Source organism: Rhizobium sp. RAF56, from assembly GCF_052113965.1.
In the GTDB taxonomy this organism is placed as follows: Bacteria; Pseudomonadota; Alphaproteobacteria; order Rhizobiales; family Rhizobiaceae; genus Rhizobium.
The window spans coordinates 1-18817 of sequence record NZ_JBFRDU010000060.1; the positions used below are offsets into that span (position 1 = coordinate 1).

Genomic DNA, 18817 nt, shown 5'->3' on the forward strand with positions numbered 1-18817 from the left:
GCTTCCGCTTCAAGAACAGCTCGGCGCATGACACTAAAACAACGAAGGAGAAACGCAGGAACTTGACCACCACGACCAACACAAACGATACCTAAAGGCGGGTCACTTCTCGGTGGAAACGCCGGGTCAGCTCTCAGTGGAAATCAACAATTAGGTGGCTTCGGGTGCGGATCGAAGCCCTCCAGCGGAGTGTCGAGCTTATAGTGGTCGATGATGCTCTGCCGTGAGAACGGTGTGACGATAATGCGTCCGTTAGAAGCCTTACTAATTCGCCAAAGTAACTCAACAGATGGCAGTCCCATGCCCGAAAAATTCTCGCCACCGAAATCCAAATATACCGGGGACGCGGCTACAATCCAGGTTTCGATAAGTGGAAGACGACGTAGGGGTAAACGCCAGCCCCTCATCTTGCCATAGTCCGGTGTAGTGAAAGACAGCAAATGCCAAAAGGCCGGGAGATCGTTTTCCTTTCTCCGTCCATCCACGATCCATGCCATGCGGCCATAAAAGGTCTCGCGAGACTGTCTGTCCACTGCCGAAAGGGGGGAGTGCTGAAACTCAAGCACGGTTCCACCCGGCGTCCGTACATCAGCTATGTGAAAGTCACCGTCGGGAGCGGTGATCCGAGTTTCCTGCCAGTCTTCCGGAAACTCATTCTTCCAGTCGCGATGCCATTGTGTTTCCGGCTCCCACCATTCGTCACAGATTGCGGTTCGATGCGCCCGGTGATGAACTCTCTGTTGACCGCATTTGGCAGTCATCGGTAATCCACATCCTTGGCAGACACCCCGGAGCCCTGCTTCAGCTTCACGGCGCCGCCCATCAACAACCGCGAATTTCATCCACAGCCCCCATGTGCGATTTATTCCACGTCCACGTACAGGGCGACGACCTTTCCGTGCGTCTTTGCCCACCACGTCCACTCAGTACGCAGCTGGCCTTCGTTGTGTCCGGCGAGAACGCCCAGTTCGATGATGCGCGCCTTGTCGGTCAACCCGACCAGACGACATGCATCGAAGTGATACCACGCCGCACGCCCGAGCGGGCCGTTCGGAACGGGAATACCCTTTTCAGTCGTTGCCATTTTCGTACCCTTTCGTTGTCGGGGACGTGACGCGCTGGGCGCGCCGATGCCTCGTAGCAATTCGATCCCAGGTATTTTTTTAAACGTAAGGGGGAGCAGGGAGCCCCGCTCCACTAGCATCGATCCCGCTCTATCATATGCAGCGAGCGCATTGGTATGGGTTTTGGTCGAATATGGTTGCTGCGGATCTGAGCGCGCAAAAAACACCCGAGGAGCACATGAATGCTGCTCGGGTGCTTACGTCATGTTGCCTTCGACGTGAGTACCAGCGTTACCCGACCGTAGCATGTTCATCTTGCTTTCCCACCGCACCCTATGGATCATGATGCACCAGTCCTTTTTTGTGGCCACGATGGGCGAAAGCCCATCTTTTCCCATGAGTTAGCCATGCACCCGTTGATTGACTTTCTACTCCGTACGATGAAAATGACCGATCTCTACCAACCAGCCATCATCAAGGAACTGCTCCTGCATGACGGCAAGGGATCGAAGTCCCAGATCGCGTCCGCGCTTGCGGGCTACGACCTCTCTGTCTTGGAATACTACAAAGCGGTCGTCATGCGGTGGCCGAAGATCACACTAGAGAAGCATGGGATCGTTGCCTATCAGGCGAGCGGCCAGCAATTTTCGCTCTGTCATTTTCCCGATGACGCCGCCGTGAGAGACGAGGCCGTTCGGATATGCGACGCCAAGATAGCTGAATGGATCGAACGAAAGCGCCTCAAGGAGAGGGCACCAGAAGCTGGTGCGTCAGTTCGCTACGAACTCCTCAAGGAAGCCCACGGCAAATGTCAGCTTTGCGGTATTGATCGGTCAATCAGCCCGATGGACATCGATCACATCGTTCCTCGAAGCAGAGCCGACAAGTTTGGGCGCGTGCGAAAGGGCGAGCGGTGGATTGACGTTAACAGTCGCGAAAATCTGCAGGTACTCTGCTTCCGATGCAATCGCGCCAAGAGAGAGACTGACGACACAGACTTCCGCAGGACAAGTAAGCTGGTACGAGATCGCATCCCAGAAATTATCGCTGGGGAGGGACGAACTGTAGACGTTGTTGAACTGTCGGGTCCCAAGCTCATCGCCGCTCTCAAAGACAAGCTGGTGGAAGAACACGCAGAGTTCATCTCAGCCGCGAGTGTGGCTGATAGTCTCGCAGAGTTGGCGGATATGATTGAAGTCATCTTAGCAATCGGGTCCAAACTCGGAGCCGAGGAGAGCCGTCTCACAGAGATGGTGCTAAAAAAGCGCGAGGAACGAGGGGGCTTCAGCAAGGGTTTCTTCGCAAGAGCCATCACTTAGTCGGCGGAACGGTGCTCGTCGCCCGCTTCAGCGTCCTTCTTTCTGGCGGGTATTGTGGCTAACTAAAACTCACCCAAAATCAGCGCGACAGTCGGATGGGCGATGACCTGGGTTCGATCGTGCCAGGTTGGACAACTGCTCGGCCATCCGACGCGCGAACGCGCGTTCTAAATAAGTGGCGATCATGCCAGCGAGGTCCGCCTGGCAAGGTAGAGATAGCTGTCGGGGCCGAGCCGCTTCTGTGACAACACGACGAGGTCGCGCTCGGCGAGATCCATAAAGGCTGACGCGCGTCGCCGCGCAGCGCCGCCCTCGTGGGCGAGATGGCCCTGGAAATAGGCGACCAGATCGCCCGCCGGGGCGGTCCGCGCCCAATCGGTTGGCAGGATGCTTGGATGCAGCATGGTGACCTCCGCTGGCATGGCGGCTTCTCCTTTGTTTGTGGATCGACGCAGAATAACTCTCCCAGCGTAAAAGGGAAAAACTAATGTTCGAAAGTACCTATTAAATTTTTCTGATGCGACCTAAGCGATTTTTTAAGTGTAACTAGGAACAGATGCTCGCGTAGCTGGGAACATATACTAAAGTAAGTTCACATTACGCTCGCGTCCTCGCAATTATTCGTTAACACGCGACGCTATAGCGTGCAGTTTACTGCCTCAAACAGGCATCCAGCATCCAGGAAACATTGGAAATTTGGTTCAACCCCCAGCCCCTGGAGTTTATTTCGATGCCTGCACCCTACCGCGCCGCGACTGCCGCGCCGATAGCCAGCCCACGCCACGATTTCGCTTCGCTCGACGACGACGCGCTGTTGACCACCGAAGAGGTCGCCGCGCTACTCGGCGTATCGCGCTGGACCGTCAAGTCCTGGAGGGTCGACAAGGAGCGCGGCACGCGCGGCCCCCGCGTGGTGTGGTGGGACCGGCGCACGCCGCGCTACCGCGTCGCCGATGTAAGGCGTTGGTTGGAAACGTGCCTGAAAACAGCCGACTGAACGAAGAAATGCCGCCGGCGTCGCCGCCAACAGCATGATCAAACGCTTCAGTTCGCAAGTCCACCTCAGAAACCATAGCGTTTTTTCGTGACGATGACGAGACCGTCGACGGCCCTCAAGGTCGAAGCCGATGATTTCTCGCGAATCCCCGAGATCCCTTTTCCGACAGCCATCGCAGGCGCGGCCTCGCCGCGCCTGCGTTTCCGTGCGCGACAGCGCCCAACCCCAGAAGGATATCCCCCATGCCAACCGTTGAAGAGATCAAAAAGCGCCTGATCTTCCCGCACGACCGGCGAATAGCCCAGTTCGCTCCCGTGCGCATGTTCTATCCTCATCCGAACCCGACGGTTTCGAGTTCGTCTATCGCCCCAGGCTCGCCGCCGCTGCCGCCGGCGACGAGATCTGGAACAACGAAAACGTCATCGATCCCAATCCCGGTCAAGTGACCGAAGCGGCGTTCTATTCCGACGGCTACCCGCAGGTGGTCGTCTACTACACCGAGGGCGAAACGCTTTGCGACCGCACCGGCCAGTTTGCCGAGGTCAGGTTCTTCGTTCCTCACGACATTCGCATGCACGCTTGGATTTGATGCGGATCCGCAGGTTGGTTCCTCAGGATTTAGAGTGGACCTTGGCGTGCGTCATTCCGACCGACCGGCACAGTATATCTTGGCGGTAGAATGCGATGGGGCTGCGTATCATTCGGCTTTGTGGGCACGAGAACGCGATCGTTTGCGCCAGGAGGTCTTGGAGGGTCTTGGTTGGAGATTTCATCGCATCTGGAGCACCGACTGGTTTCACCGACGCGAGCGCGAGATTAGCCGCCTGAAGGACGCACTGGCCGAGGCGAAGGCAATCGCCGACGGGAGATTCGAAGTCGATGGCGCCAACGATGTCGGTGTTGACGACGAGGGGCAGCTAGATGCAACCGAGCAAATGATTTCGCTAGAACATCTCGCACTTAAGGCGAGACCTTATGTAAAGGCTGAACTCAGCGCCAACTCAAATCTGGAACCTCATGACGCTCCGGTTGGTCTTCTCATCGACATCGTCACAAAGGTTGTCGATATAGAGGGACCGTTGCACACCGAAGAAATCGCGCGGAGAATTTCTGCAGCATTTGGCAAAAACAGGACGGGTAGCCGGATAGTTGCGGCCGCGGATTTGGCGATTGCAAATGCTGTAAAACGAAACGCTGATTTACGTCTACATGACGGCTTTTTGTTCACAATGCTGCAGCAGGAAAACCCTCCAGTGCGGGATCGGTCAACAGTGAGTGGAACCCTGCTTAAGGCGGAACTTCTGCCACCGATGGAAGTAACAGCGGCTGCAGCGCTTATCCTTCGGGAAAGCGGCGGAATGGAAAGGGAAGAGCTCATTCGGTCTGTTGCTAATCTCCTTGGTTATCAGCGAGTCGGACCAGACTTGGCTCGCTCGATTGGAGACGTGCTGGAAGCGACCGTCAACTTTGGCTGAACAAGCACCGAAATCGATCCCCGCGCAGGCCGCTTTCGTCAGCCGTTTCTAGAGGTGAGCCGATCCAGTCCTCCCGTCAGGTCCAACCTAGGCTGGAGGCGGGTTCCCTGTGCTCGCGGCGCAGACGCGGCTCGTGCGGCGGTGGCAGCCTCGTCACCGCGTGGAGCATGGCGACCGCCATCAATAAATCATCATGCGACCGCTGCACGACGGCGACGGTCTTGCCGCTCGGTGTCACCTTCAGAGACGCCCGCGCCATCTGTGTCTTCAACGTCGCCACCGACTCGCACTGCTCCGGATCTTCTAGGGGCAACGACAAGATCCCGTTGGTGAATGCTGGCGTCAGATCAAGGAGCAACTGGCGTCTGGACAAGGTCAAAGTTGGCAAGGCGGTGCTCCTGCCGCCGACATCTCCGATCAAATGCGCTGTCACGCCGGCGCTATGTTGGTCGCCGCCGCTGATCTTAACCCCGATCAGCGAGTTCCGGGGTAGCTGCTGCGCCAGCAGGAATGCGATGGCGCTGTTGTTCGACAGGTCTACGCCGTAGCGCGTCGGCCCCCGTCCGACTTTCTCCATGACGTTGATCATGACTTCCTGGACCCAGTCCACATGTGCCTGCGGGGTGATAACGGGCGGTTTGACCCCAAGATGGAGAATTCGCGATTTCGTCAATCCGTCGCGGCGGAACACATGGGCTACGGCAATCGCGGCTGGGTCAGCGGTCCCGCCAACATCAAGCGTGCAGAGAAGGTATCCATCCATCAGGCCACCCTTCGATCAAACGGCCGCGCCGCGAACAGTTTTTCGAGGTCGAGATGCCCGAAGGCCAGGTCGTCCGGCTCGTCCGGCTCGTCCGGGTCGATAATCGAATTGCCGAAAGCTGCCTGCATGGTCTCGGCGTCATATAGCGAGTCGCCGACCCAGCCCCATTTGCATTCGAACTCGACCGCGAATTTCGCCGCGCCAAGGTCGTGCCGCATGTCCTCAAGCTGCTCTCGGGTAAAGCGCCCGGAGCGCGCGGCGGTGACGGTCATCTTGTCCCAGCGCGATTGGGGGGAAGTCATGACGCTATGAAAATAACTGCCGATGATGCCCGCCGACGATATCCCGATAAGCTGCGCCTTGGGCCTCGCGGCGATGGACGGCAGCACGGACGCGATAACGTCGTCTTTCAAAAACGACGCTTCTTCCAACACGAGCATGTCAGCGGCATAGCCTCTCGCCGATGCGCCGGAATCCTCGTTCGACCCGGGCAGGGCGACGATGCGGCTGCCCTCTCCTGGTATCAGCTTGTCGCCGCCCAAAATCAGCTGGTACTGGTTTGAGGCAGCGACCTTGAGGCCGGCATTCATCACCACCATCAGGATTTTCGACAGCAATTCCGTCGACTGGCGGAGCGTTGGGGCGAGGATCAGCACCGTGGTGCCGGGATTACACGCAGCATAGGCACAAGCTTTAAACGCGATGACCAAGGACTTTCCGCACTGCCGCGACGCCAGGCAACCAAGGCGGAGCGCATATGAATCCAGTAGCCTCGTCTGCCACCATTCCGGCGCCATCCCGTTGGCGATGGCGAAAAAACTCGGGCACAAAATGTATGCGCTCAAAGCCTCGACATCGAGCCGCACCTTGCCGTTCCTGGTCAACTTTTCCCGGATCGCCGCGATGTCATCGAAGTCGGGCTTGGGCACGTCGTCGGCATGGTCTGGGCCGCCGCCGGCGTCACTCTCGTCCAACTCCTCGGGAATGGCGCCCTGGGACTTCACTCGCTCCTTCGCATCGCCGTGGGGCGTTTTCCGCGCCTCCCGGGGCGGTTCGGGCGGCGGAGCCTGTCGCTCGGAATCCAGCTTGCCCAGCGTGCCGCCAGCCTGGGCTGTGGGCATTTTCCGCGCGGTGTCGCGGACCGGCCTGGGCTTGATGCCGGACGCCCGCATGATGATGTCGTCGAGCGTTTTCGACAGGTCGGCAAAGGTGCCGACGACCGGCGGCGAAGCAAGGGGTTGCTGCGGCGCTGCGCTCCCGGCAGGCGTCTTCGTCGGAGGGTCGGTCTGGTGTTCGTAAGTTGTCAGAGCGCGCGGCAATTTGTGCCACTCCTTGGCCTTCTTCAAACGTTCGAGCGTGCAGGCGGCGAGATCAACACCTTGCTTGTAGGCGCGGATCATTAGCTGCATCTCAACCTCGCTCGCGCGCTCGGCACGCTTGCGGACGAGAAGGCTCGGGTGCTTGAGGATTTCATCGAGGAAAATCTCGCGCTCATGCCAGGCCACCGTGTCGAAGCGGTTTTCCTTCTGCGACTCCGACAGCCCGAAGAACGGCCGGTCGACGACCCGGATGCCCTGGCGGTTGTACCAGCCCTTCGTGTGACGGCGCGGCATCAGCACTCCTACTCGATGATCTTCGGCGCCTGGCCTCGCTGGAGTCCTCAGGTATCTTCGTTAGCTTTATGTTGTTTGTCGAGACAGAAATTCGGCGCTGCAGGTCGTCAAAGCCCGCCTGCATTTCCAATAGAAGCGGGCAGAGCTGCGACCCAGAGGAGAAAGGCCTAACGCTTGGTACCCGACTTAGAAGGCAGCTCGGGTGTGGAACGTTGTCATCCGCATCGCCAAATCGGAACGAGCAAGTGGCCGCCAGAAGCAGTCAGTGGAGAGCTGTTCTCGAAATGTCGCCCTTGAGGCCGAATCCAGACCGACCGCTTTGCGGCACCTATAGTCGAGTACCAGCCATTCATCGCTCAGCGATCATTACGAAAGTTAGATGGTATAGTCCTCGATGTAGCATGACGCATCGCGCGCGCCGATTTCTGGCCGTTGCTGTTAGACGAAGCGAGCCACCTCTCTCAAGGCCCGAACTCCAACCGGACCGAGCGCGGCGCCGGCGTGTCGCCACACGTACCACCAAAGACGTCGGTTGGAACTCGGTAGAATGGTGTGATGTAGATATGTGGACGCTTTAGTGTTCCCTTAGGCGTAAAATTTCCGGGCCTCAGTTCGCTTTCATAGACCGCCATCCCTTCGCCCCGTCTGCTCTTCGCCTTTGGGGTGTCAACTTAGGCGGACGTTGTCTCAGTGGATGGCTTACATGGATTACATTGAGCTTTTTGTCTTGTATGTCTGCATCCTATCCTAGGCAAATTGAGCAGCGCAGATATATGACCGCAAGCATCCAGGACAATCTGCGCTACTGGCGAACTTCGCTGGCCGACGGCGTGCTGGGTGAAGGAAAATTCACGCAGTCTGACCGCAAGCGGTTTGTTGATATTCCTGCGGACGCGCTTAAGACAGGCGTGTTGCCAGAAGAGGTCTTGGATCAGGTGTTCCGGGGCCAGACTTCGGCCAAGACAGTCGCCGTTCGGTTCTGGCCTCTGGTTACTGCGCGAAAGTCGTCACACGGGGCGGTGCGAGGGGGCGGGTTGCCGGAAATCGTGGCGCCGGTGGTGACAGAGGCGACAGTCGATCGAGATGGGCATATCACACCAATGCGTAATACGCTTGCTCGGGATCTACTAACCCCCCTACCGTATGGTGAGTTTGCCATCGGTTCTGTCGATGCCTTGGACGCATTCCTAACCAAAACGCCTCTCCCTGATATGCCAGGTACTGTCGCCTGGGAGGATTACCTTGGCCATTGCCGCAGGATGGTGGATGCCGTTTCGCAGGGGTGGCCACGCGGGGATGCAGATTATCAGCCGATCGGTTCGGGGTTTCTGGAACTGGCCGAGGATGCGAATGCGACAGTGCGGGGTATCCTCGACCTCTATGACAAGCTTCTGGCCGAGGCACCCGAGGCGCCGTTGCTGGAGCAGGTTGCGCAGCCGAAGCGGGCCGCCGCGGACCTGGACCATCACATTGAACAGGAGTTTTCCCGGCGGCTTGGCCATTCGAACCCGAACTTCCCGCTGGCTCAACACCAAAGGCAGGTTCTGGCCTGGCTGGATGCCTCAGCGCCGGGAGAGGTGATCGCTGTGAACGGCCCGCCAGGGACCGGCAAAACCACCATGCTGCTATCGGCCGTCGTGGGCCTCTGGGTGCGTGCAGCGCTTCGTGGTGAAGATCCGCCGGTGATCGTGGTTGCGTCTTCCAACAACCAAGCGGTGACGAACATTATTGACGCCTTCGGTAAGGACTTCGACAAAGGAGAGGGCCCGTTTGCAGGGCGGTGGTTGCCTGAGATGGAAAGCTTCGGGATGTTCCTTGCGTCGCATTCCCGACGTCTTGAAGCGGCCCGTCGATATCAGACCGAAGAGTTCCAGGTTGAGCGCGAGACAGTCGTCTACGTCCAGCGCGCGAAGGACATCTATCTTCAGGCGGCGGGGGTAGCATTTCCCGAACTCGCCAACCCCGATCTGTGGTCAGTGGTGGCAGCGCTGCAAAAGCGGATGGCGGGTGAAACCGACAAGCTGGCGCAGATCGACCGCGCCAACAGCGCATATCGCGCGGCCAGCTCTGCTCTTGAAACAGGCCTTGGCCCCGATCCCGACGCCGCTGAAGCCCTGCGCGTTGAAGAGGCCGTGACCCGAATGGCAGTTGTCGAAAAACTCCGTGCGGCGAGAGCTGCACTGGACCAGTATCTGGCGTCGGAATCTTCGCTGATCGCGGTGGTCGGCTTCCTGTCCTTTGTCAAAGAGAAGCGCGCCTTGCGGGCTCGGCTTGCCATCGGCGAGCTCGTGCCAGGCTTGGAGACAGCTAGGCGCGTTTCAGACATCGAGGACAGGGTTCGGACCGATCTTCGGGCCGCGGATGAGGCGCTGCAATCCGCCGAACAGGCACTGGCAACGGCTAGAGCCCTGCGCCTTGATTTCCATGAGACGGAATGGAACTGGGCCAGGGCGAGGGAGGCCCTTGGCGGGGCCGATGACATTGCAGAACTGGAACGTAAGGCAGACCAAGATGTTCGGTTCTCCCTCTTCCTTCTGGCAACGCATTACTGGGAAGGTCGCTGGCTTCTGGCAATGGAGGCTGACCTCGCCGGAATTGTCTCCTCCAAGGGGAAGAACGGAAAGGCGACAGTCATCCCCCGCTGGCACCGCCGCATGATGTTGACCCCCTGCGCCGTGGCAACATTTGCCAGCCTGCCAGGCAAGATGACCTATACCCGCCGCGACGGTGGCAAGTGGGCGACCGAGTACCTCTTCAATTTCATCGACCTATTGATCGTCGACGAAGCCGGTCAGGTCTTGCCCGAAGTTGCTGGGGCGTCGTTCTCGTTAGCGAAGCGCGCCCTCGTGATTGGTGACACCCAACAGATCGAACCGATTTCATCTGTGCCCCGGCCGGTGGACGTGAGCAATCTTCGGCACAGTGGTCTCCTCCCGAGTGAAGCCGGCATTGACACCCTTATCGACCGCGGGATCTGCTCGACCAATGGCAGCGCCATGCGCCTTGCGCAGCAAGCCTGCCAAGTGTCGGCGTATCCAGATCTCGAGAGGGGCCTCTACCTGTTCGATCACCGACGGTGCTACGACGAAATCATCAGCTTCAGCAATGCTTTGTGCTACAAGGGAAAGCTGCGACCGCTACGGGGAAAGGCGCCAACAGACGCTGCCCTTCCAGCACTTGGATATCTGCACATAGACGGCCGTGCACTTACCTCGGGAAGCAGCCGCGCAAATCCGCTCGAGGCGCAAACTATTGCTGCTTGGCTTGATGCCAACCGGGCTGGACTGGAAGCGCGCTATGGCAGGCCGTTGGAACAGATTGTCGGCATTGTCACCCCCTTTGGCCGACAGGTTCGCGAAATTCGGGAAGCCTGCGCCAGCCGCAAGATTGCGTGCGAAGGGCGCGAAGGCATGACCATCGGAACAGTCCACGCACTGCAAGGCGCCGAACGACCCGTCGTGATCTTCTCGCCCGTCTATTCGAAACACGCAGACGGCGGTTTTATCGACGTCTCGCCCAGCATGCTGAACGTGACGGTCTCACGGGCAAAGGACAGTTGCCTAGTGTTTGGCGATATGGATGTCATGGCGGCAGCGAAAACCGGGTCACCAAGGGCAATCCTCGGCGACTTCTTATTCGCATCAGAGCTGAATGCGCTTGAGTTTGCGGTTGAGCCGCGCACGGACCTGAAACAAGAGAACTGCCAGATTCAGATGCTGCGGGATGCGGCTGGGCACGATGCTTTCCTTCTGGATGCGCTGTCCGCCATCGGCCGCCGCTACACTATTGTCAGCCCCTGGGTGATCGCATCCACAATGGAACGTGCTGGGTTGCTGGCCGCATTCGAAGCCGCTGTCCAGCGAGGCGCCGAGATCGACGTGTTCGCTGATCCACTGCTCAACATGGGCCAGGCTGCCGATGGCTTGACCCAGATGGAAGCGGTCGAGAAGGCCTTCTCAAGGATCGGGGTTCGGCTGCACAAGCTTCCGAAGCTGCACAGCAAGATCGTAGCGATCGACACGGACCTTCTTTGCATCGGGTCTTACAACTGGCTCAGCGCCGATCGACATGGCCAGTACGCGCGCCACGAGACGTCGTTCGTTTATCGAGGGCAGCATCTGGAGGAAGAGATCAGCACCATCATTGGCAGCCTTCGGCGCAGAGAGAAATAGTGGCCAGAAGCTCGATCGCGGTGCGATGCGTCCTCACCTGAGCCCACTAGACTTCTTCCAAATTTTGGTTGAGTCCGTCACAACTGAGGAGACGGACAGGATGCATTAGCTGAGACTTCCCTCGACGGCGCGCCTGACGTGGTCAGGTTTGTTGTTCACACCACCATGATGGAGACCAGTGTCTGCATGGCTGTCCCATCCGAATTTAGTCGCGATCTGCACCTGGTCACGCAGCGGCTCCAGCCTCGCCCATCATCTCCTCTTCGTGAACGGACGGTGTCTCGTATGTCGGCCCTCAATGCTCCGGTCGGCACGGAACCTTGGTGGTCAGGCTGGTGGGATCGCAACAGGATCCTCGACTGGACGAAAGTCCCATCCAACTTTGTCATCTACAGTCGCCATTTTGGCGGTGGTAAGGCCTTAACATGACAGCCCTCGTTGTCGCAAAGAGATCGGAGTCACTAAGCGATCCGAGTCCGGTTTCGGGAAAAGCAAGGCACCCGCTTACGACCGACATTGGGCGCAAAGCAGCATGCCCGCCTTTGCCAGCGAGAGTCCGCTCTGGGGCAAGGTTTCTCATTCGAATTCTGCGGCGAAAGGACAGAGAAGGCTCGGTAACGGAAATTTCCGAGGAGATCAGCGCTGACGTTCTTTGGCGCTGATCTCCTGTCACGACTTTCCTCGGGACAACAAGGCGGTGGCAATGGTTGGAGGCGCCTACCCGGCTTAGCGGCGCTTATGTCGCTCCCACCCGGCGACGCCGGCCTTGAGCACCTTGAGCAGGCGGCTGTCGGCAATAAACTGTTCCCAATCTTCGCCATTTTCCTGCAGCTCGTCGACGGCCGCCGTCAGCAAGGTGAGCGCGGCGGCGAAATCCCTGACCAGCTGCTGGAATGCCGGCTTGCCGACGAGGCCGGCGCGCCCAGAGGGGGAGGTAGCCGCTGCATCGGACATCAGGTGCATCTGTTCGCTGAGCGACGAGCAGGTGTCGGCAAGCTCCAGGATATGGCGGCAGGCGTCGGCGGTCAGCTCCGGCGACGGGCGATCCCAGGGCCCTGAGCATAGCCTGGCCTGTCCATATCGCTGCGGGCAGGGCAAGGGCAACGCTTGTATCGCCGGCCGGCCAGTGCCGCTATCGACGCCAGTCGGGAGAGCGGCATTGCCGGGGGCGAGGAAGGGAAGGGGAAGGATCGGCATGTCACTTCTCCCCACGGAAGTCGGTGGGGTCCTCGGAGGCGAACAGGTCCATCCACGCATGGCCACCCTCGCCGATAACCGCCTGGTCGGCGGCGCGCATGGCGTCCGGCTCGTTGGAAAAACGAGCATAGGCGACCTCTCGGGTGTCCCACAATTCCCAACGGTCGAAATGGTCGATGACCCTCCACACCGGCGGGAGCGCGTCCGAGGCCCTTCTGCCGGCGACGACGCGCAGCACGGTGTCCAGCTCGGGCGCGACGCGCTGGTACTCCAGCACGGTGGCATCCCCCTTGAAGGCAGCGCCAAGCGCGCCGGCATTGTGGTCATCCACCAGCTGCTCGACGAGCTGCCAGCCGTCGCCGGACGGTGTTGCGAAATAATTGAACGCCCACTCCAGCAGACGCGCGTGGCAGACGCCGACGCGGAACGGGAATGGTGCGGCGGCGGCGCTGCAAGCGGACGGGCGGGAGTTGTCATCTTCACAGGGGAGCACGACGAGGCGGCCGATGTCGGGCGACCAGGCGAGCCGCCAGCCGGCAACCAGCACCCCAGGGGCAAGCTGCACCCACGGCAGGGCCTGGACAGCGGCGGCGGGGATGGTGCCAGAAGCAACGTGCATTTCCAGCAGGGGATAAGGGATCAGGACGTTCTCCGCCTGCATGCGGTCGATCAGGTCGCTCATCCGCTCGCCGGGGGTCTTGTCGTACCCCTCGGAGGTCCTTGAGCCATCGCCCGCATGCTCGCCGAGGATCTTCTCCAGCACCCCGGCAAGATCGTCGTAGGGTCTCGCGTGCGACTGGTAGTGCCGGTTGAGGTCGTCAGCATAGGAGGGGTAGCGCATGGCATCCTCGCGTCGTGAGATGGCCAAGGAGATTACGCTCGCGGGCGTCGATGCCGCAAGTTCGAATGCGGAGCGGCGCGGCATGCCTGTCGGGACGGTCCACTGAAGGATCAGGGGGCTGGTCCGAAGCCGAGCCGTTCGTGCCAAGTTGAAGGTTTCCAAGACATCCAGCTGTTTTGCGACGGGGATATTCGTGTGTCTTCCACTGCAACTATTAGTAGGTAAAGTGCAAAAAGTTTTGGAGATTTGTTTGGAGAAATTTCTCCGACTAAAAGGGGCGGTGGGGCGGCGGTGGGCGTTGGGCGGGTATACCTCCAGGGGGGCGGTATGCGATTGGTATCGTTTCTCTTTTCAGGAAACAAACGACAGAACAGCTCTTGACATTTACCCCTATTAATCCCTACCTCTCACACAGATCGCAACGCATGACGCACTGCGACTTACCAATGTGAGGTTGAAATTATCTACTACGCCATAGGATATTGCATCGTCGCGCAGCTACTTGCGCCGCGCTGCTACGCCACGGCCGCGCCTGCTTACAAGGCGCTGTGCCGCAAGCTGACGCCATTCTTCGCAAACCTGATCTGGCTGCCGATTGGCATTCTCGCCATCGCGCTCAGCTGCGTAATTGGAGGCTGAGCTATGACCGATAAGCGACCCTCTCCGTCCACTTTGCCGGCAATGATTTTTCACTGTCGCGCGAGGAATTGCCCGACGATCTCGCCGACGCGCTGCTTGATTGCGGCGCTCCTGGCGATGCCAGCGAAGCTGTCGGACATGTGCTCGCGACCTTCGAGGTCAGCGGCGAAATCGCCGATTGCCGCGCCATGCTGAGGCCGTACGGCGCTTGGGAAGATGCCGAGCTATCCGACCATCAAACGAACCTCGAACGCCTCGTCTGGCTCGCTGGCTGCGATCTCAGAGAGCACGGCGAAATCTATTTCACAGGATACTGAGATCATGAAAACGAACCAATATCGCGAACTCACCCCCGACGAGCTCAACGTCGTCCGCGCCTTCGCAGCTGAGTACGGCCGCGAATGGAAGGAATACCTGATGGCTGCTTGGCTGTCCTATTCCTACAAGGGGCGTCACATGGGCGGTCAAGATACCGGCACGCTGCGCTGCCTGCGCAACGAGCTCGGGCATGGCTGGCTCGCCAAATTCAAACTGCCGAAGATCGGAGGTGCGGCATGATCAGCGCCAGTGACCTCGTAAAGCGCGAAGTGCACCACTGCGTTTCGCATCTCGTTTTCGTTGTTGCCGGCGGATCAGGCGGCAATGTCGAAAGCACGACTGAGCTCGCCGATCTCGCGGAACAGGCGTTCGAGCTCTGCTCACCCATCGACGATTTTGAAGAGGCCGCATCTCAGGAAGGGTATCGTCAAGGCGCAGCTGGCTCCTGGTTCAATGGCAATCGATACCCTGATTGGACTGCAGCCAATGACGAAGGCGATACTTTCGACAACGCGCGAGATGTCTGCGAGCACTACGATATCGAACCATATCAGCGCGACGTTTTTGAGCACTGGATCGTCAGCGACTGGCTGGCGGACAAGCTCGAAGCCAAAGGCGAAAAGATCGACAAGGATTTTGCGGGACTAACCGTTTGGGCTCGAACGTGTACGGGGCAGGCCATCGCCTGCGATTGGGTCGTCGAGCAGATCGCGACGGAAATTAACAGTTTTAAGCTAATGGGGGTCGAGTGATGACACGCGTTCAAATTCCGGCCTATACCGACCGTTGGATGATGGGCGACCGATTCGGCGACCTTATCAAGGTGACGCGTTCGCGCGCTGCCGTGGCAGGCGTTCGCGCGGCATTGCTGACAAGCGCGGACAAAAGCCATGGCGTCGAGGTCGCCCATGTGAAGCTCGACAACAGCGGAAAGACGGTGCGAGTGATCCTCGCCGATTGTGAGGTATTCGATGGGTGACGCGCTGCCGGAAAAACTTCTCCTCACAGTCAAGGAAGTGGCGCACATGCTGAGCGTGTCGGAAAAGACCCTCGAAGCATGGCGCGCCAGGAACAAGGGTCCGCCGTGGATCAGGTTCGAAGGCGAGAGGCGCGGAGTCCGATACGATCACGAAAAGCTCAAAGCATGGGTTGCCGAGCAAACAAAGTAATTCAGAGCGCGGGATTTCGATCCCGCGCTTTTTTCGCTATCACGTCACGGAGGCGCTGCGTTTACCGTCTGCGCGGACGCTTAAGAACCTGAGAAGAACCTGGAAGCGCAAAACTCAGGTTCATAAAGCCCAAATGATATAGCTAAGTTATTGAAAAGATTGTGGTGCCGCTTGCAGGACTCGAACCTGCGACCCCATCATTACGAATGATGTGCTCTACCACCTGAGCTAAAGCGGCAATCCGGGGCCAGTTGGTGCGGCCCTTGCGATTTGCATGGCGCTGATAGCCTCTCTTAGAGACAATTTCAAGCGCTGTCTTGGGGCTTTCTCAAAAAAGCGCAAGCTCTCGGCACGCGGGCGAGCCCGCCTTTCCCTAAAGGGCCAGTCTTTCGCGGGCGGCGTGGTATTCGCGTTCGAGGCGGTCGACGAGATCAGCGACGGGTTCGATCGCCTTGACGGCGCTGATGCCCTGGCCGGAGCCCCAGATGTCCTTCCAGGCCTTGGCGCCCGCACCCGATGTCACCTGACCGAAGTCCATCTTGGTCGCGTCGGCCTCGGGAAGTTTGTCGGGGTCGAGGCCGGCGGCGCGGATCGAGGGTTTCAGGTAGTTGCCGTGGACGCCCGTGAAATAGTTGGAATAGACGATGTCGGTCGCCGAGCCCTCGACGATCGCCTGTTTGTAGGCGTCCGCCGCGCGGGCTTCGCGCGTGGCGATGAAGGGGGTGCCGATATAGGCCATGTCGGCGCCGGCGGCCTGGGCTGCGAGGACGGCGCCGCCCGTGGCGATCGCGCCGGCAAGCAGCAGAGGACCGTCGAACCATTCGCGAATTTCCTGGATAAGCGCAAAGGGCGAGAGCGTGCCGGCATGGCCGCCTGCGCCCGCCGCGACCGCGATCAGTCCGTCGGCCCCCTTGCGGATCGCCGAATTGGCGTGGCGGTTGTTGATGACGTCGTGGAGCACGATGCCGCCATAGGAATGAATTGCCGCGTTGACCTCCGGCACGGCGCCGAGCGAGGAGATCACGATCGGGACCTTGTATTTGACGCAGAGCGAAAGATCATGCTCCAGCCGCCGGTTCGAGGTGTGGACGATCTGGTTGACGGCGTAGGGTGCTGCCGGCCTTTCCGGATTTGCGGCATTGTGGGCGGCGAGATTTTCGGTAATCATCGCCAGCCATTCGTCGAGTTGGCTTTCGGGCCGGGCGTTGAGCGCGGGGAAGGCGCCGACGACGCCGGCCTTGCATTGCGCCAGCGTCAGTTCCGGATGCGAGACGATGAAGAGCGGGGAGGCCACGACCGGCAGCCTGAGATTGGTTTTCAGGATCGATGGAAGGGTCATGCGCTTCACCACGGCTGGATTAATTGACGTTTACGAAAACGTCAGATAGCAGACGCGCCTTCGAAGGAAAAGACGTTTTTGGATGCTGCGGTGACTTCGGCTCCATCGTGCATTCACCGACCCGCACCGCCGTCACTCGGGCGTTTCGCGGTATTGGCGGCTGAGCGGCAATGAGCACGGTTGGCGTCGTCTCCTATTTTGTGCCGCGATTGCCGTTTATCCCCGCTCGAGTGGCGTTACGCGATTGGCAAGACTTGCGGATTGCCGGGCATGGCGCTACCGAGTTTGGTTAGCCAAAGGTAAAGATCGCATGCGATGTGACATGTCCTCTTGCCGGCGCGTATGAGTTTAGCCTGCCATGATGAAGGACCGGACGTGAGCGGATTAGAGACGGCCATCAAAAACGCTCTGGAGCGAGCCGATCGCGCCAATCCTGAAATCCGCGCGCGTATCTATCAGTCCGCCCGGCAGGCGCTCGAAGCGGGACTTCGCAAACAGGACGTTACCGATGCCGAAACGGTGTCGGCCCAGCGCCAGCGGCTCGAGGCGACGATCCGCGCGATCGAAGGCGAAGAGCGCCGCCGGCTGCAGTCGAGCGCCGTGCCGCCCGATGCCGACCAGCTGCGGCCGCCGGCCGAACAGGCCCCGACGGTGCAGCCGGTCGCCCAGCCGATGGCATCAGCTCGACCGGCGCCTGACGTCCAGCCGCCGCCAGTTGCCGCGCGGACACCGGAGCGCAGCGAACCGGAAATGTCGGTGCGTGGCGAAAAGCGGGGGCCAGAGGCTTCGACCACAAGCGGCGACGGCGACCTTGAGGACATGCGCGCCCGACAGGAGGATCATCTCGGCGCCGAGACAGCGGAAACCCGCGCGCCGGTCGCGGGCAAACGCAGCTTGGACTTCAAGCCGGAGAGGGCGGTCGTTGGCCGCAAGCCGCGCAAATTCCTCTCCCGGCTTCTGGCGTTCTGTGTGCTCGTCGCCTTTCTTGCCGTGGGCGCCTGGTGGGTCAAGACTTCGGGCGTGCTGATGACGGCGGGCGAACGCGACGTGGGCGCGCCTCCGACCCAGGTCGCTGCCAAGGATCCTGCCGGCGACGACAGCACTGGCAACGCCGGCGGCCTGGCGCGGATCGATCCGCAAGCCGGGTTTTCCGCCGAATGGATCGAAGTGCTGAAGCCGACCGACGGCAGCAAGGTCGTTCCGGGCAGCGCTGCGAAGGTGGAAAGCGTGGCGGAAAACGAAGGGCCTGCCATTCGCGTGACCTCACAGGCAAGCGGCAGCGCCGGAAGCGCTGCCGTCGAGATCCCCGAGAGTGTGCTGAAGCAGCTGGCAGGCAGGGTATCGACCGTGGCGCTGACCGTGCAGTCGATCTCCGATACGCCGACCCAGATCAGCGTGGAATGTGATTTCCCGACCCTCGGAGCCTGCGGACGCCATCGCTTCGACGTCACGCGCGAGCCGACCGACGTGCTCTTTCAGCTGCGCTTCGACAAAGCCGAGGCCGTCAGTGGTTCCGGCAAGCTGCTGATCAACAGCGCTGTCGACGGCAAGACGAGCGGCGTCAATATCTATGCCGTGCGCGTCCTGCCGGGCGAGTAGGGCCAAAGCCGGAAGCCCAAGCAATCCAGGAAAAGTGTGAAACGGTTTTCCGTCCGGAATTGCGTGGAAACAAACGTTCTAGAGCAATCCAGGAAAAGTGTGACGCGGTTTTCCGTCCGGAATTGCGTAAAAACAAACAGATAGAACGTTTACGTGTTTCGAAGCCACAGTACACGACAGTGTATCGGCGGGCGGCGCGATATGATGGAATGGAGGATTCTTCAGCAAAAGGATCCTTCGATGACCACCAGCCTTCGCACCGCCCTGATGAGTTGTTTAGCGCCGCATTTGGGTTTGAGCAAATCCCGCCTT

At 59.7% G+C, this 18817-nt stretch carries 19 protein-coding genes and 1 tRNA gene; 10 read left to right on the plus strand and 10 right to left on the minus strand.

All coding sequences use genetic code 11. The annotated features are described in order from the left end of the window. Nucleotides 1–143 precede the first annotated feature (143 nt). Together AB4048_RS27050 and AB4048_RS27055 are read right to left on the minus strand one after the other, a co-directional pair. Entirely contained in the window at nucleotides 144–842 is a 699-nt protein-coding gene (locus tag AB4048_RS27050) for a competence protein CoiA (RefSeq protein ID WP_442205065.1), read from the minus strand. 20 nt (nucleotides 843–862) lie between these two features. Then, nucleotides 863–1084, minus strand: a complete 222-nt coding sequence (locus AB4048_RS27055) for a hypothetical protein (protein ID WP_442205066.1) — start codon at nucleotides 1082–1084, stop codon at nucleotides 863–865. A gap of 426 nt (nucleotides 1085–1510) precedes the next feature. Between AB4048_RS27055 and AB4048_RS27060 the strand changes: the two genes are divergently transcribed. After that, entirely contained in the window at nucleotides 1511–2383 is an 873-nt protein-coding gene (locus AB4048_RS27060; protein WP_442205067.1) for an HNH endonuclease, read from the plus strand. Between the two features lie 182 nt (nucleotides 2384–2565). Here AB4048_RS27060 and AB4048_RS27065 read toward each other — a convergent pair whose 3' ends face one another. Next, nucleotides 2566–2805 (minus strand): hypothetical protein, encoded by a 240-nt coding sequence (locus AB4048_RS27065; RefSeq protein WP_442205068.1) that lies wholly within the window; start codon nucleotides 2803–2805, stop codon nucleotides 2566–2568. 308 nt (nucleotides 2806–3113) lie between these two features. Between AB4048_RS27065 and AB4048_RS27070 the strand changes: the two genes are divergently transcribed. Beyond that, entirely contained in the window at nucleotides 3114–3380 is a 267-nt protein-coding gene (locus AB4048_RS27070) for a helix-turn-helix transcriptional regulator (RefSeq protein ID WP_442205069.1), read from the plus strand. A 331-nt stretch (nucleotides 3381–3711) separates the two neighbouring features. Here AB4048_RS27070 and AB4048_RS27075 read toward each other — a convergent pair whose 3' ends face one another. Then, a complete protein-coding gene (locus AB4048_RS27075; protein ID WP_442205070.1) occupies nucleotides 3712–3942 on the minus strand; it encodes a hypothetical protein in 231 nt (76 codons plus the stop codon). Between AB4048_RS27075 and AB4048_RS27080 the strand changes: the two genes are divergently transcribed. Then, nucleotides 3914–4855: a DUF3320 domain-containing protein gene (locus tag AB4048_RS27080; RefSeq protein WP_442205071.1), complete on the plus strand. Its 942-nt coding sequence runs from the start codon at nucleotides 3914–3916 to the stop codon at nucleotides 4853–4855. The genes AB4048_RS27075 and AB4048_RS27080 overlap by 29 nt on opposite strands. Nucleotides 4856–4931: 76 nt before the next feature. On the opposite strand, the gene AB4048_RS27085 is transcribed toward AB4048_RS27080, so the two are convergent. Together AB4048_RS27085 and AB4048_RS27090 are read right to left on the minus strand one after the other, a co-directional pair. Further along, nucleotides 4932–5618 carry a hypothetical protein gene (locus AB4048_RS27085; RefSeq protein ID WP_442205072.1) on the minus strand — a complete coding sequence of 229 codons (687 nt, stop codon included), beginning with the start codon at nucleotides 5616–5618 and terminating at the stop codon, nucleotides 4932–4934. After that, on the minus strand, nucleotides 5618–7231 hold the full coding sequence (locus tag AB4048_RS27090) for a terminase large subunit domain-containing protein (protein WP_442205073.1): 1614 nt from the start codon (nucleotides 7229–7231) through the stop codon (nucleotides 5618–5620). The genes AB4048_RS27085 and AB4048_RS27090 overlap by 1 nt, the downstream gene beginning before the upstream one ends. Before the next feature lie 773 nt (nucleotides 7232–8004). On the opposite strand from AB4048_RS27090, the gene AB4048_RS27095 reads away from it, so the two are divergent. After that, a complete protein-coding gene (locus tag AB4048_RS27095; protein ID WP_442205074.1) occupies nucleotides 8005–11403 on the plus strand; it encodes an AAA domain-containing protein in 3399 nt (1132 codons plus the stop codon). A gap of 726 nt (nucleotides 11404–12129) precedes the next feature. Here the strand turns inward: AB4048_RS27095 and AB4048_RS27100 are convergent. Together AB4048_RS27100 and AB4048_RS27105 are read right to left on the minus strand one after the other, a co-directional pair. Next, nucleotides 12130–12600: a hypothetical protein gene (locus AB4048_RS27100; RefSeq protein ID WP_442205075.1), complete on the minus strand. Its 471-nt coding sequence runs from the start codon at nucleotides 12598–12600 to the stop codon at nucleotides 12130–12132. A 1-nt stretch (nucleotide 12601) separates the two neighbouring features. Next, complete coding sequence (locus AB4048_RS27105; protein WP_442205076.1) at nucleotides 12602–13441, minus strand: hypothetical protein; 840 nt, start codon at nucleotides 13439–13441, stop codon at nucleotides 12602–12604. 707 nt (nucleotides 13442–14148) lie between these two features. Here AB4048_RS27105 and AB4048_RS27110 point away from each other — a divergent pair. The 5 genes from AB4048_RS27110 to AB4048_RS27130 are packed head-to-tail and all read left to right on the plus strand — an operon-like array spanning nucleotide 14149 to nucleotide 15567. Further along, nucleotides 14149–14397, plus strand: a complete 249-nt coding sequence (locus AB4048_RS27110; protein WP_442205077.1) for a hypothetical protein — start codon at nucleotides 14149–14151, stop codon at nucleotides 14395–14397. Between the two features lie 4 nt (nucleotides 14398–14401). Beyond that, nucleotides 14402–14638, plus strand: coding sequence for a hypothetical protein (locus tag AB4048_RS27115; protein WP_442205078.1), 237 nt, complete (start codon nucleotides 14402–14404; stop codon nucleotides 14636–14638). After that, complete coding sequence (locus tag AB4048_RS27120; protein WP_442205079.1) at nucleotides 14635–15150, plus strand: hypothetical protein; 516 nt, start codon at nucleotides 14635–14637, stop codon at nucleotides 15148–15150. Before AB4048_RS27115 ends, AB4048_RS27120 begins: the two co-directional genes overlap by 4 nt. After that, the gene (locus AB4048_RS27125) at nucleotides 15150–15377 is read left to right on the plus strand and encodes a hypothetical protein (RefSeq protein WP_442205080.1); all 228 of its coding nucleotides are present in this window, start codon (nucleotides 15150–15152) and stop codon (nucleotides 15375–15377) included. The genes AB4048_RS27120 and AB4048_RS27125 overlap by 1 nt, the downstream gene beginning before the upstream one ends. Further along, nucleotides 15370–15567 carry a helix-turn-helix transcriptional regulator gene (locus tag AB4048_RS27130; protein WP_442205081.1) on the plus strand — a complete coding sequence of 66 codons (198 nt, stop codon included), beginning with the start codon at nucleotides 15370–15372 and terminating at the stop codon, nucleotides 15565–15567. The genes AB4048_RS27125 and AB4048_RS27130 overlap by 8 nt, the downstream gene beginning before the upstream one ends. 162 nt (nucleotides 15568–15729) lie before the next feature. On the opposite strand, the gene AB4048_RS27135 is transcribed toward AB4048_RS27130, so the two are convergent. Both AB4048_RS27135 and AB4048_RS27140 read right to left on the minus strand, forming a co-directional pair. Beyond that, nucleotides 15730–15805 (minus strand) — tRNA-Thr (locus AB4048_RS27135). 135 nt (nucleotides 15806–15940) lie between these two features. Further along, nucleotides 15941–16906 carry an NAD(P)H-dependent flavin oxidoreductase gene (locus AB4048_RS27140; protein WP_442205082.1) on the minus strand — a complete coding sequence of 322 codons (966 nt, stop codon included), beginning with the start codon at nucleotides 16904–16906 and terminating at the stop codon, nucleotides 15941–15943. 375 nt (nucleotides 16907–17281) lie between these two features. On the opposite strand from AB4048_RS27140, the gene AB4048_RS27145 reads away from it, so the two are divergent. Beyond that, a complete protein-coding gene (locus AB4048_RS27145) occupies nucleotides 17282–18505 on the plus strand; it encodes a hypothetical protein (RefSeq protein ID WP_442205083.1) in 1224 nt (407 codons plus the stop codon). The last annotated feature ends 312 nt before the right edge of the window (nucleotides 18506–18817 follow it).

Excerpts from the sequence above, each read along its gene's own strand:
- AB4048_RS27050 (WP_442205065.1), bottom strand. The coding sequence starts at position 842 with ATGAAATTCGCGGTTGTTGATGGGCGGCGCCGTGAAGCTGAAGCAGGG.
- AB4048_RS27055 (WP_442205066.1), bottom strand. The coding sequence starts at position 1,084 with ATGGCAACGACTGAAAAGGGTATTCCCGTTCCGAACGGCCCGCTCGGG.
- AB4048_RS27060 (WP_442205067.1), top strand. The coding sequence starts at position 1,511 with ATGACCGATCTCTACCAACCAGCCATCATCAAGGAACTGCTCCTGCAT.
- AB4048_RS27065 (WP_442205068.1), bottom strand. The coding sequence starts at position 2,805 with ATGCCAGCGGAGGTCACCATGCTGCATCCAAGCATCCTGCCAACCGAT.
- AB4048_RS27070 (WP_442205069.1), top strand. The coding sequence starts at position 3,114 with ATGCCTGCACCCTACCGCGCCGCGACTGCCGCGCCGATAGCCAGCCCA.
- AB4048_RS27085 (WP_442205072.1), bottom strand. The coding sequence starts at position 5,618 with ATGGATGGATACCTTCTCTGCACGCTTGATGTTGGCGGGACCGCTGAC.
- AB4048_RS27090 (WP_442205073.1), bottom strand. The coding sequence starts at position 7,231 with ATGCCGCGCCGTCACACGAAGGGCTGGTACAACCGCCAGGGCATCCGG.
- AB4048_RS27095 (WP_442205074.1), top strand. The coding sequence starts at position 8,005 with ATGACCGCAAGCATCCAGGACAATCTGCGCTACTGGCGAACTTCGCTG.
- AB4048_RS27100 (WP_442205075.1), bottom strand. The coding sequence starts at position 12,600 with ATGCCGATCCTTCCCCTTCCCTTCCTCGCCCCCGGCAATGCCGCTCTC.
- AB4048_RS27105 (WP_442205076.1), bottom strand. The coding sequence starts at position 13,441 with ATGCGCTACCCCTCCTATGCTGACGACCTCAACCGGCACTACCAGTCG.
- AB4048_RS27115 (WP_442205078.1), top strand. The coding sequence starts at position 14,402 with ATGAAAACGAACCAATATCGCGAACTCACCCCCGACGAGCTCAACGTC.
- AB4048_RS27120 (WP_442205079.1), top strand. The coding sequence starts at position 14,635 with ATGATCAGCGCCAGTGACCTCGTAAAGCGCGAAGTGCACCACTGCGTT.
- AB4048_RS27125 (WP_442205080.1), top strand. The coding sequence starts at position 15,150 with ATGACACGCGTTCAAATTCCGGCCTATACCGACCGTTGGATGATGGGC.
- AB4048_RS27130 (WP_442205081.1), top strand. The coding sequence starts at position 15,370 with ATGGGTGACGCGCTGCCGGAAAAACTTCTCCTCACAGTCAAGGAAGTG.
- AB4048_RS27140 (WP_442205082.1), bottom strand. The coding sequence starts at position 16,906 with ATGACCCTTCCATCGATCCTGAAAACCAATCTCAGGCTGCCGGTCGTG.